The sequence below is a fragment of the Isoptericola sp. NPDC058082 genome (genome assembly GCF_042885055.1).
Lineage (GTDB): Bacteria > Actinomycetota > Actinomycetes > Actinomycetales > Cellulomonadaceae > Isoptericola.
Genome location: NZ_JBHVSQ010000001.1, coordinates 581,357 through 593,666, shown reverse-complemented (window position 1 = coordinate 593,666; position 12,310 = coordinate 581,357). Strand labels below are relative to the sequence as shown.

Sequence of the window (12,310 nt, the reverse complement as noted above, 5' to 3'; positions counted from 1 at the left end):
TCAGACCTCCGGCGGGGGCGGCACCAGCCGCTCAAGCAGCTCGAGCACGCGCGCGCCGTCCACGGCGTCGGGGTCGAGCAGCCACTGCACCTGGATGCCGTCGGACGCGGCGATCGCCAGCGCGGCGAGGTCCCCGGCGTCGACGGCGGGGTCGATGCGGCCCGCCTCCTGGTCGGCGCGGACCTGGTCGGACAGCTCGGCCCGCAGGCGGGCGAAGCGCTCGCGGAAGAACTCGCGCGTCACCGGATGGCCCGCGCCCGCGGCGTCGCCGGCGAGGGTCGTGTAGAGCTGGACGAGGCCGGGCACCTCGCGGTTGAGGACGGCGCTCTCGCGCATCCCGCCGACCGCCGAGGACGGCGGCCCGCCGGCGTCGCTCCGCTGGACCTCGTGCTCGTGATAGACGGCGACGAGCAGGTCGTCGCGCGACGGGAAGTAGTGCCGCAGCGTGGCGTGCGAGACGCCGACCGCGTCGGCGACGGACCGCAGCGACGACGCGTCGACCCCGTGCTCCGCGACCATCCGGAGCACCTGGTCCAGGATCTGTGCCCGGCGCGCCGCCCCCTTCGCGTAGCCGCGCCGGGGCGCCTCGTCGTCTGCCCCGCCCGGTCCGCCCACGCCGCCAACCTACCCGGCGTGGGCGACCGGCCGTCAGGCCGTGGCCGACAGGCCCCGAACCGTCAGAAGTCGAAGTCGTCGATGTTGTCCTTGTTGAACCGGTAGGGGTCGCCGAGCAGCACGGTCGCGTCGGCGTCGACGGTGAAGTCGCCGAGCTTGCCGGCGGTGAAGGAGTCGCCCTCGGCCCCGGTGATGGTGCCCTCGACCATGGCGTCCGCCGCGAACGCGGCGAGGTACCCGAGGTCCTCCGGGTTCCAGAGCGCGAACTCGGTGACCGTGCCGTCCTTGACGTACTCGCGCATCTGGTTCGGCGTCCCCAGGCCGGTGACGGCGACCTTGCCCTTCGCGTCCGACGTCGACACGTATCGGGCCGCCGCGGCGATGCCCACGGTGGTGGGCGAGATGATGCCCTTGAGGTCCGGGTGCGACTGCAGCAGCGCCGCCGTCTTGTCGAACGAGGTCTGGTCGTCGTCGTTGCCGTAGACGGTGTCGACCAGGGTGATGTCCGGGTGGTTGTCGGCCAGGTCCTTCTCCATGAGCTCGATCCACGCGTTCTGGTTCGTGGCGTTCGCGCTGGCGGAGAGGATGGCGACCTCGCCGGCGTCGCCGATCTGCTCGGCGATCATGTCGACCTGCACCTCGGCGATGCCCTCGGCAGAGGCCTGGTTGACGAACAGGTCACGGCACGCGGGGTCGGTGTCGGAGTCGAAGGTCACGACCTTCGTGCCGGCCTGCCGGGCCTCGTCGAGCGCGTCGCAGATCGCCTTCGGGTCGTTGGCCGACACGATGAGCGCCTGGGTGCCCTGCTGGGCCGCGGTGTTGATGAAGGGCACCTGCGCGTCGGGCGTGGCGGTGTCGGGCCCGACCTCCGAGAAGGAGCCGCCGAACTCGTCCGTGGCGGCCTTCGCGCCCTTCGTGCTGGTGTCGAAGTAGGGGTTGCCGAGGTTCTTCGGCAGCATGACGACCGACACGTCGCCGCCCCCGCCGCCGCCGCTCTCACCGCCGCCCCCGCCGCCGTCGTCGCCCCCGGAGGAGCATCCGGCGAGGGCCAGGGCCGCGGTCATCGCGAGGGCCGCGAGGGCGGCCGACCGCTGGTTCGTGAGCTTCATCGTTCTTCCTTTCCGACGGGCCGCAGGGTGGTCGGGCGTCGGCGCCGGACGATCCAGGCGGTGACGCTCGGGGAGATCACCGACAGCACGAGGAGCGCGCCGATGATGATGTTGATGACGTTGACGGTGACGCTCTCCAGCCGCAGGGCGCTCGAGACGACGCCGATGAGCAGCACGCCGGCGAGCACCCCGTGCAGCGCGCCCCGGCCGCCGAAGATCGACACGCCGCCGAGCAGGACGGCCGCGACCACCTGCAGCTCCATGCCCGTCGCGTTGTCGCCGCGCGCGCTGCCGTAGCGGAGGGTGAAGAACACCCCCGCGAAGGCGGCGACCGCGCCGGTGAGGACGAAGAGCAGGAGCTTGGTCCGGGCCACGCCCACGCCGCTGAACCGCGCGGTGTCGGGGCTGAGGCCGATGTCGTAGACCCCGCGGCCGAACGGCGTGAAGTGCAGCAGGACGACGAAGACGGCGGCCAGCACGACGATCGGCACGAGGACCACCGGGAGCTGGGTGTCCCCGAGCCGGGCGGTCGCGAGGTCCGTCCAGCGCTCGGGGAAGTCCGTGACGGCCTTGGTGCCCAGCAGCCCCACGGCGACGCCGCGGTACAGGGCGAGCGTGCCGATCGTCACGGCGAGCGAGGGCAGCCCGACGAACGCGACGAGGAAGCCGTTGAGGGCGCCGCACGCCACGCCCACGAGCAGCGCGGTACCGGCGGCGGCCGGCACCGACCAGCCCGCCTCGACCAGGAGGCCGACGGTCACGCTGGAGAGCCCCACCACGGAGGCGACCGACAGGTCGATCTCGCCGGTGATGATCACGAGCGTCATCGGCAGCGCGATGAGCAGGATCGGCGCGGTGTCCAGCACGAGGTAGGGGAGCGTCAGCGGGCTGCGGAAGTTGTCCACGTACTGGAGCGAGAGCGCGACGACCACCACGAGCAGGGCGATGATCCCCGCCTCGCGGGTGAGCAGGGCGCGCTGCCACCAGGGTCGGGCGTGGGCGGCGTACGTGCGCCCGGCCTGCTCGGGGCGTCCCGGGGCCGTCATCGGGCGTCCCTCGCGCGGACGAGGCGGCGGGCCGTGCGGTTCGCGAGCAGCCGGTCGAGCACGATCGCGCCGATGATCAGGACGCCGACCACGGCCTGCTGCCAGAAGTCGGGGATGCCGAGGATCGGCAGGGCGCGGTTGATCGTGACGAGCAGGACGGCGCCCAGCGCGGCGCCCCAGACGGTGCCGCTGCCGCCGAAGATGGCGACCCCGCCGATGACCGCGGCGGCGACCGCCTGCAGCTCCGTGCCGAGGCCCGCCCCGGAGCTGATCGTGCCGTAACGGGCCGCGAACATGATCCCGGCGAGCCCGGCCAGCGCGCCCGAGAGCACGAACGCGCCGATCACCCGGCGGCGGACGGGCAGGCCGTAGAGCACCGCGGCCTCGGGCTCGGACCCGATCGCGTACAGCTCGCGGCCGCCGCGGGCCGTGTGCAGGTAGTAGCCCACGGCGGCGAGCACGACGATCGCGACCACCGCCAGGACGGGCACCGTCAGCACGGTCCGCGTCCCGAGGGCGAGGAACGTGCCGGGCAGGTCGGACGCGTTGACCCGGTCGCTGCCGGCCCAGGTGAGGACGACGCCCCGGTACACGTACAGCGTGCCGAGGGTGATCACGAGGGCGGGCACGCGCCCGAGGCCCACGAGCAGCCCGTTCACGAGGCCGAGAGCGGCGCCCGCGAGCATGGCCACGAGGAACACCACCGGCACCGGGAGGTCCGGGTTGGCGATGAACAGCCGCCCGCTGAGGTAGGCGGTGAGCGCCAGGATCGAGCCCACCGACAGGTCGACGTTGCGGGTGATGATCACGACCGCCTGGCCCACCGCGAGCACCACCAGCACCGACGGCGTGAGGAGCAGGTCGCGCCAGCTGTTCGGGCTGAGCAGGAAGCTGTCGTTCGCGGCGGTCGCGGCCGCGATCACGGCGAGCAGGACGAGCGCGATGGCGAGCTCGCGGGAGCGGCGCACCGTGCGCCAGGCGCGACGGGCGGGGGAGAGGCGGCTGGGCTCCACCAGCTGCTCGGTCACGGCTGGTGCTCCAGGGTCGCGGTGGCGGCGTGCATGACGCCCTCGGGGGTGGCCTCGTCGCGCGACAGGTCGGCGGTGACGCGGCCCTCCGCGACGACGAGCACGCGGTCGGCCATGCCGAGCACCTCCGGCAGCTCCGAGGAGATCATGAGGATCGCCATGCCCTGCCCGGCGAGCTCCGAGAGCAGGCGGTGCACCTCGGCCTTGGTCCCGACGTCGATGCCGCGCGTGGGCTCGTCGATGATGAGCAGGGTCGGTGTGGTCGCGAGCCACTTGGCGATCACGACCTTCTGCTGGTTCCCGCCGCTCATCGTGCTGCCGTGCATGTCCAGCGCGTTCGTCTTGACCTCCAGCCGCGACGCCCAGGGCGCGGCGGCGTCGCTCTCGCGCCGCGAGGTGAGCATCCCGAGCCGGGCGATCCGGGACCGGATCACGGCGGTGACGTTCCGTGCGACCGTCGAGTCCGTGACCAGGCCCTGCTGCCGGCGGTCCTCCGGGACCAGGGCCATCCCGGCCCGGACGGCCGCGCGCGGGCTGCGCGGAGGTACCGGGCGGCCGTCGAGCCGGACGCTGCCGGCGTCGTAGGGATCCACGCCGAACACCGCCCGGGCGATCTCGCTGCGGCCCGCGCCGACGAGCCCGGCGAGGGCGACGATCTCCCCGGCCCGGACGTCGAACGACACGTCGTGGAACACGCCCGCGCGCTGCAGGCCGCGGACCTCCAGCCGGACGTCGCCGATCGGCGCGGGGACCTTCGGGTACAGGTCGTCGACGGTGCGGCCGACCATGTGCGTCACGACCTCGGTGACCGTGGTGGCGTCGACCGCCGTGGTGGCTACGTACTCGCCGTCGCGCAGCACGGTCACGGCGTCGCACAGGTCGAAGACCTCGTCGAGGCGGTGGGAGATGAACACCAGGGCCCGGCCCTCGTCGCGCAGACCGCGGGCGACCTGGAACAGCCGGCGCACCTCGTGCCCGGACAGCGCCGCGGTGGGCTCGTCCATGACGAGCACGCTCGCGTCGAGGGAGATGGCCTTGGCGATCTCGATGATCTGCTGGTCGGCGATCGACAGGCCCTCCGCGGGGCGCAGGGGGTCGAGGGAGACGCCGAGCCGGGCGAACAGCGCGGCGGCGTCGTCGCGCATCGCCCGGCGGTCGACCCGGCGTCCGGTCCGCAGCGGGTGACGGCCCATGAAGATGTTCTCCATGACGCTGAGGTCCGGGAACAGGGTGGGCTCCTGGTAGATCACCGCGACCCCCGCCGCCCTCGCCTCGGCGGTGGTGGTGAAGTCGACGTCGTGCCCGTGCAGCCGGAACGTGCCCGCGTCGCGGCGGTACAGGCCGGACAGGATCTTCACCAGGGTCGACTTGCCGGCGCCGTTCTCGCCGACGAGGGCGTGGATCGACCCGGCGTCGACGCTCAGCGCGCCGGAGCGCAGCGCGACGACGGGTCCGAACGACTTGCGCACGTCCCGCAGCTCGAGCACGGGCCCCTCGGGTGGGCTCGCCATGGGCCACTCCCTCCGACGTCGTTGTCGCGAGCGATGCCTAAAAACGATTCAAAGTGCCTGCCACAGCACGCTATTCGCCCCGGTGCGCACCGTCAACGCGCCGCTGCGGATCGTGTCGATGTCGTGACACCGGGTCCGCCCGACCCCGCCGGGCACGACGACGGCCGCCCCTCCCGGGGCGGCCGCCGTCGCCGGGGGTGTCAGCGGAGCGAGCCGGGGCTCCACTCCGGGACAGAACCGGGCGCCGGGACGCCCGCGCCGGTGAGCTCGTCGCAGCGCACGAGCTGGTCGTCGACGCGCTCCAGGGCGCAGCCGGGGGGCGAGGTGGTCGGTCCGGCGCCGATCTCGTCGGCGCCGGCCGGTGCGGGCAGGAGCACGGCGGCGACGATCAGGCCGACGACGATCAGGCCGGCGGGCAGGGCCGGGGCGAGGCGATGGGTGGACATGACGGGCCTCCAGGGGGTGGCGGCAGAAGGTGCCGTTGCCGCGATCGTCCGGGCAGCGCCCGCCGCGGGGCATCGGGATCGGTCCCTGAGATCAGGACCTCACCCCCTGAGCCCCGCGCGGCGGTGCCATCCTGGAGGCATGGCCGGGACCGCCGGACCGTCGACGACGACGATCGTCGGGCGTGAGCCGGAGCTCTCCCGCCTGTCGTCCCTGCTGGTCACGACGGCGGACGATGCTCCGCGGGCCGTCCTCGTCGAGGGCGACGCCGGCGTCGGCAAGACGGTGCTCGTGGAGGCCGCGATCCGTGCCGCCGCGCGATCTCACCCGCTCGTCACGCTCCACGCGCCCTGTCTGCCCCTGGACGCGATCTCGATCCCGTACCTGCCGCTGCGGACGGCGCTCGGCGACGGCGCCGCCGCGGGCGTGGACGCGCCCCCGCCGCCCGACCTCGACGACGCGGCCGCGCCGGTGCGCCTCGACGCGTGGCTCGACGGGCTGGACCACGCCGGGCCCGTGGTGCTCTTCGTGGACGACCTGCAGTGGGCGGACAGCAGCACCCTGGACGTCCTCCTGTACCTCGTCGGGGCGCCGCGCCGCGCGGCGCGGCGGATCGTCGCCACGGTGCGCAGCGGCGAGGACCCGCACGGGCAGCGCGTGCGGCGGTGGCTCGCAGACGTGCGCCGGATGCCGGGCTGCACGGAGCTGCGGCTGGGCCTGCTGGACCGGGTCGCCACCGCGACGCAGCTCGCGGCGCTGCTCGGCGCCCCTCCGCACGAGTCGCTCGTCGAGGACGTGTACGCCCGCAGCCACGGCAACCCGTATTTCACCAGGTTGCTCGCCGACGGGCTGGCACCGGACGCCCGGCACCTGCCGGACGCGTACTCCGAGGACCTGCGCGACGCGGTGGTGGCGGCCTGGTACCGCCTCGGGCCGGGCGAGCGGGCCGTGGCCGAGGGGCTGGCCGTGGTGGGGGCGCCGGCCCAACCGGACGCGCTCGCCCGGGTGTGCGGCGTCCCCGTCGACGCGGTGCGTGCCGGGCTGGCCGAGGGCGTCTCCGCAGGACTCCTGGCGTCAGGGGCCCACGGGGCGGCGTGGTTCCGGCACCCGCTGAGCGCGGAGGTCCTCGAGCGGTCGTTGGACGACTCCCGCAGGCACCTGCTGCACGGGCGGTGCGCGGCGCTCGCGGCCGAGGCGGTCGCCGGGGGCCACCGGGCCGGCGGCGACGTGCGCGACGTCGTCTCCCTCGCCGATCACGCCTACCGGGCCGGGGACGCGGCGGGCGCCTACGCGTCGGCCCTGCGGGCGGCGGACGTCGCGGGCGCCGGGGGCGGGGCCGCCGAGCAGCAGCGGCTGCTGGCGCGCGCCCTCGACCTGCACCCCCAGCAGGAGTCGCCGGCGGAGTCGCGGCGCGACCTGCTCGAGCGGTCCCGGACGGCCGCGAAGGACGCCGGGCTGTTCGACGCCGAGCTCGCGGCGGTCGACGCGCTGCTGGGCGCGGTCGACCCGGTCGCCGAGCCCTTGTCCGTCGCGCGGCTGCTCGTGCGCCGCGTGCACCTCGAGTACTCGACCGGCCGGGACTTCATGAACGTCGCGGTGGTGCGCGAGGCGGTGCGGCTGTCGGAGGCGCAGCCGCGCAGCGGCGCCCACGCGCTCGCCCTCTCCGAGCTCGTGCACTCCGGCACCTGGCACGGCGTCGAGGGGCTGGAACCGCTCGCGCCGAGGGCGGTCGAGATCGCCCGTGCGGCCGGCGACGACGAGGCGCTCACCTATGCGCTCGCGGCGCAGGCGATGCTCGCGGTGTTCGCCGCGGACGCCGCGGCCGGCATCGCGTACGGGGGTGAGGCGATCGAGGTCGCGGCCCGGGTGCGGAACTGGTGGGCGTACGTCCACGCCGTCCTGTGGCGGCTCAACGCGGTCGAGGTGGGGACCTCGAGGACGTACGCCGAAGGCCTGCGCCGGTACCGCGAGCGGATGGTCGCGCTCGGGGGGCCGCACACGTATGCCGCGGTGATGTCGGCCGACGAGGCGGACAGCTGGCTGGCCGTCGGGGACTGGCGGCAGGCGGTCGACCGGCTCCGGGACACGCTGTCGGCGGACCCGGGCCCTCTTGCCGACGTCAAGGCGCGCGTCGTCGCCGCCCGGCTGGCGGCCCTGCAGGGCCGCCCGGAGGAGGCCGTCGCGCACCTCGCGCGGGCCGACGAGCGCTTCGCCGACCTCGGGGACTTCGTCGCGTTCCAGTTCGACACGGTCCGCGCGGAGGTCCACCTCTCCGGCGGCGACCCGGAGGGGGCGTACGACGCGGCGCTGCGGGGCCTGACGCGCGAGGGCCCGGTGCCCACCATGTCCGAGTGGCTCGTGCCGCTCGCCCTGCGGGCTCTCGCCGACCTGGCGGACGCGGCGCGGACCGCAAGGCGCGGCTCGCACGACGCCGTCGCCCGCCGGGCCGAGGCCTTCGGGGCACGCTTCCCGCGCGTCGTCCGCGACGTCGGGCCGTCGACGCCCCTGGGGGAGGCGCAGGTCACCGCGCTCGAGGCGCTCGTCGCCGCCGAGGCGGCGCGCGTCCGAGGGGCCGACGACGGCGCGCTCTGGGCCGTGGCGGCCGAGACGTCGGCGGCGGGCGAGCTCGCCTGGGAGGAGGCGTACGCGTGCCGGCGCGGCGCGGAGGCCTTTCTCGCCGCGGGCTCCCGGGCCCCTGGGGTCCGCCTGCTGCGCCGCGGTCTGGCAGCGGCGGAGGCGCTCGACGCGGTCCCTGTCTCCGACGCGCTGCGCGATCTCGCCGTGCGGGCCCGCGTGCCGCTCGACGAGCCCGCCGCGGCCGGCGAGGTCGACGTGCCGGCCGGCCCCGTCGCCGGGCTCACCGCGCGCGAGCGCGAGGTCCTCGCCCTCGTGGCCGCGGGCCGGACCTACGCCGAGATCGCCGACGCGCTCACGATCAGCGAGAAGACCGTCAGCACCCACGTCTCGCACCTGCTGGCGAAGACGGGCGCGCGCAACCGCGTCGAGCTGTCCGGGATGGCGCGCCGCCGACCCTGACGGACCGGCGGCGCGCCGTCGATCCGTCAGCGCAGGGCGACGGCCGTCCGGCTCACGGTGTCCTCGACGCCCGAGATGCCCTGCAGGCGGTCGTACCGGGCGGTGCGCATCGCGACGTGGTCGTCGTCGGCGGTGCCCGCGACGCCGTCGGGCCCGACCGCGAACATGTGCAGCAGGTTGCCGGTGTTCATGACGCTGGTGCCGACGTCGTGGTCGTCGGTGTGGAAGTTGCCGACGAAGTGCCCGATCTCGTGGGCGGCGGTGTAGCCGAGCGCCTGCGAGACGGCCTGCACGCGGTCGCTGTCCGCGGTGAGGAACCGGTCGAGCGACGCGGCATGGTCGCCGCTCATGAGCTCCGGCATGACGATCGCCGTCTCCTCGCGCGCGAAGTTCCCGGGGTCGATGGACTCGGAGAGCCCGAACGCCGGCATGATGCCCGCCTCGGCGACGGTGCCGCCGACGATCACGCGGCTCACCCCCGGCGCGCCCCACAGGTCCGGGTCCTCCCGGTCGTTGGTCACCCGCACCCGCGACCCGGGGATCTCGTCGCGCAGCGTCTGGCGCACGAGCGCGGTCGTGGCGTCCACCACCGCGCGCTCGTCCGCCGCGGTGAGGCCCCAGCGGGGCAGGAAGTCGCGCATCGGGCTGACGTCGCGCACCCCGGGATCGGTGACCGCGGCCCCGAACACGCGGTTGTCGAACGACGGCCCGCTGAAGTCGAGCAGCACCGTCTGCTCCTGCGCGCCGCGGGCCGACGGCGCCCGGTGGGCGCCCACGGTGAGCTCGTAGTCGCCGGCGCCGTCGGACACCGCGACGAGGTAGAGCCCCGTCCGGTCGACGACGTGGTTGGCGGTGGCGTTCCCGCCCCGGGGCAGCGGCGAGCCGTCCGGGTAGATCGGCCCGGGGTCGCTCGCCGAGGACTGCACGAGGTCGCCGTCCAGCTCGTGGAGCGCGACCTGGCGGGCGCCGCCCGAGACGGACGCGCCGACGACGTCGCCCCGGCGCAGCGGGACCGCGTACACGTCGGTGTCCGCCGCCCCGCGCGCGTGCAGCGTGACGTCGATCGAGTACGGCCCCTCGGAGACGACGCCCGGCCCGGACGCGGGGTCGGTGGGGTCGCCCGGGAGGTACGCGCCGACGGCGACGTAGTACGTGCCGCCGGTCTCGAGGCGCTGCGCCAGGTGCACGGCCCCGTCGCCGGTCATGTCCTGCGCGCCGACCAGCAGCTCCCCGTCGGCGTCGTACAGGAGCGCGTTCGGCGCGAGCGCGCCCTCCGGGGCGAGGTCGACGGTGAGGGTCTCGCCGCGCGCCGCGTCCACGCGGTAGAAGTCGAAGTCGCCGGTCGCGGAGCCTTCCGAGCCGTGCGGCCCGTCCCCGACCACGCCGTCGGTCGTGATCCCGCGGCGCTCGGCGCCGAGCCCGAGGTCGCGGGCCAGGGAGAGGGAGCCGTCGTCCTCCGGGTTCGGCGCGACCTCCTCGGGCTCGATCGCCGCGGTGCCGAGCCCGCCGTCCACCCGCACCTCCCAGCCGGCGGCGGCCCGCGCGTCGGGGCTCCCGGGAAGGCGCTGGGCGGACGCCCCGCGGTCCCGGACGGTGTCGCCGGCGTCCTCCTCCTGCACCCGGGTCGCGTCGTCGGTCTGCGGGGAGGCGGTCCGTGCGTCGTCCGACACCTCGTGCTGGAGCCGGTACCGCACCGCGTCGCCGTCGATGCCGCCCGTCGGGCCCGGGGGGTCGTCGGTGACGAGGGCGGAGGCCGGGGGAGCGAGGCCGGAGGCCGTGCGGCCCTCCGTCCCGTCGGCCGCCGCGGCGGTCAGGGCGAGCGGTGCGGCCAGGGCCGCGGCGCTCGCGGTGCGGAGCGCCCGGCGGTGCCGGACGCGCGGGTCTCGTGGTCCGTTCGGGTGAGCAACCATGTGAACGAACGTACAAGTCGTCGCCGTGCGTGCATCTCGGGGGCGGCGTACCACGGAGCATGCCTTCGACCCAGGGCGGCGCGACGACGCTGCGGACCATCACCACCGACATCCCCGCCCGGCTCGACCGGCTCCCGTGGGCGCGCTGGCACTGGATGATCGTCGTCGGCCTGGGGACGGTCTGGATCCTCGACGGCCTCGAGGTGACGATCGTCGGCAACCTGTCCGACGCCCTCAAGGGGGACACCGGGCTCGGCCTTACGAGCGCGGACATCGGGCTGGCCGGCGCCGTGTACGTGACGGGCTCGTGCCTCGGGGCCCTGGTGTTCGGCCAGCTCACCGACAGGTTCGGCCGCAAGCGGCTGTTCATCCTCACGCTGCTCGTGTACCTGACCGGCACCGTGCTCACGGCGTTCTCGATGAACCCGCTGTACTACTTCGCGATGCGGTTCGTCACGGGGCTGGGCATCGGCGGCGAGTACGCGGCGGTGAACTCCGCGATCGACGAGCTGATCCCCGCGAAGTACCGCGGTCGGATCGACATCGCCATCAACGGGTCGTACTGGCTCGGCGCCGCGGGCGGCGCGCTGCTGACCATCCCGCTGCTGAACCCCGAGCTGATCCCGGCCTGGCTGGGGTGGCGGCTGTGCTTCGCGCTGGGGGCCGTGCTCGGGCTGTGCGTCCTGTTCGTCCGGCGCAACGTGCCGGAGAGCCCCCGCTGGCTGTTCATCCACGGGCGCGAGCAGGACAGCGAGCGGATCGTCACCGGCATCGAGCGGCGCGTCGCCGAGCAGGACGGCGTGGACCTGCCGGAGCCGGAGGGCTCCCTCAAGGTGAAGCAGCGGCACACGGTGAGCCTGGCGCGGGTCGCGCGGACCGTGTTCTCCGAGTACCCGCGGCGCACGATCCTGTGCCTCGCGCTGTTCGTGGGGCAGGCGTTCCTGTACAACGCGTTCTTCTTCACGTTCGGCGACACCCTCCAGACCTTCCTCGGGGTGGGGCAGACCGGCACCTACATCGCGCTCTTCGCGGTGAGCAACTTCCTCGGCGCGGTCGCGCTCGGGCCCCTGTTCGACAAGGTGGGGCGGGTGCGGATGATCTCCGGGACGTACCTCGTGTCCGGCGTGCTGCTGGCCGTCGCGGGCCTGATGCTCGGCGGCCTGACGGCGTGGACGCTGACCCTCTTCGGGATGGCGATCTTCTTCGTCGCGTCGGCGGGGGCGAGCTCCGCGTACCTCACCGCGAGCGAGGTGTTCCCGATGGAGACGCGCGCGCTGTGCATCGCGTTCTTCTACGCGGTCGGCACCGCCGTCGGCGGCATCACCGGGCCGCTGCTGTTCGGCCGCCTGATCGAGTCGGCGAGCGAGGCGCAGGACATCTCCGGCATCGCCGTGGGGTACTACGTCGGGGCCGCGCTGATGATCGCCGGCGGGGTGGTGGCGATGTTCCTCGGCGTCGGCGCCGAGCGACGCTCCCTGGAGGACGTGGCGACGCCGTTGTCCGCGCAGGACGCCGAGCGCGACGGCGAGGGCGACGACTGAGCGCGGCACGGGGTGCGCGCCGCTGACCAGCCGATTGGGACGAGCAATACCCCCCGGGGTATCGTCGTCC

9 protein-coding genes are annotated in these 12,310 nt (G+C 74.7%); 2 read left to right on the top strand and 7 right to left on the bottom strand.

The genetic code is table 11. The features are described 5' to 3' along the window. The 6 genes from ACFVS0_RS02785 to ACFVS0_RS02760 form a co-directional block, all read right to left on the bottom strand. The gene (locus ACFVS0_RS02785) at positions 1 to 615 is read right to left on the bottom strand and encodes a TetR/AcrR family transcriptional regulator (protein WP_430551966.1); all 615 of its coding nucleotides are present in this window, start codon (positions 613 to 615) and stop codon (positions 1 to 3) included. A gap of 62 nt (positions 616 to 677) precedes the next feature. Then, a complete protein-coding gene (gene rhaS / locus ACFVS0_RS02780; RefSeq protein ID WP_430562458.1) occupies positions 678 to 1,724 on the bottom strand; it encodes a rhamnose ABC transporter substrate-binding protein in 1,047 nt (348 codons plus the stop codon). Continuing rightward, positions 1,721 to 2,770: an ABC transporter permease gene (locus ACFVS0_RS02775; protein ID WP_430587100.1), complete on the bottom strand. Its 1,050-nt coding sequence runs from the start codon at positions 2,768 to 2,770 to the stop codon at positions 1,721 to 1,723. Before ACFVS0_RS02775 ends, rhaS begins: the two co-directional genes overlap by 4 nt. Beyond that, positions 2,767 to 3,798 carry an ABC transporter permease gene (locus ACFVS0_RS02770; RefSeq protein ID WP_430587099.1) on the bottom strand — a complete coding sequence of 344 codons (1,032 nt, stop codon included), beginning with the start codon at positions 3,796 to 3,798 and terminating at the stop codon, positions 2,767 to 2,769. Before ACFVS0_RS02770 ends, ACFVS0_RS02775 begins: the two co-directional genes overlap by 4 nt. Then, on the bottom strand, positions 3,795 to 5,309 hold the full coding sequence (locus ACFVS0_RS02765) for a sugar ABC transporter ATP-binding protein (protein WP_430587098.1): 1,515 nt from the start codon (positions 5,307 to 5,309) through the stop codon (positions 3,795 to 3,797). The genes ACFVS0_RS02770 and ACFVS0_RS02765 overlap by 4 nt, the downstream gene beginning before the upstream one ends. 200 nt (positions 5,310 to 5,509) lie before the next feature. Next, positions 5,510 to 5,755: a hypothetical protein gene (locus ACFVS0_RS02760; protein ID WP_430587097.1), complete on the bottom strand. Its 246-nt coding sequence runs from the start codon at positions 5,753 to 5,755 to the stop codon at positions 5,510 to 5,512. 139 nt (positions 5,756 to 5,894) lie between these two features. On the opposite strand from ACFVS0_RS02760, the gene ACFVS0_RS02755 reads away from it, so the two are divergent. Next, positions 5,895 to 8,789 carry an AAA family ATPase gene (locus tag ACFVS0_RS02755; protein ID WP_430587096.1) on the top strand — a complete coding sequence of 965 codons (2,895 nt, stop codon included), beginning with the start codon at positions 5,895 to 5,897 and terminating at the stop codon, positions 8,787 to 8,789. A gap of 26 nt (positions 8,790 to 8,815) precedes the next feature. Here the strand turns inward: ACFVS0_RS02755 and ACFVS0_RS02750 are convergent, their stop codons facing one another. Continuing rightward, positions 8,816 to 10,699 (bottom strand): hypothetical protein, encoded by a 1,884-nt coding sequence (locus ACFVS0_RS02750; RefSeq protein ID WP_430587095.1) that lies wholly within the window; start codon positions 10,697 to 10,699, stop codon positions 8,816 to 8,818. A gap of 59 nt (positions 10,700 to 10,758) precedes the next feature. Between ACFVS0_RS02750 and ACFVS0_RS02745 the strand changes: the two genes are divergently transcribed. Next, a complete protein-coding gene (locus ACFVS0_RS02745) occupies positions 10,759 to 12,240 on the top strand; it encodes an MFS transporter (RefSeq protein ID WP_430587094.1) in 1,482 nt (493 codons plus the stop codon). Positions 12,241 to 12,310 lie beyond the last annotated feature (70 nt).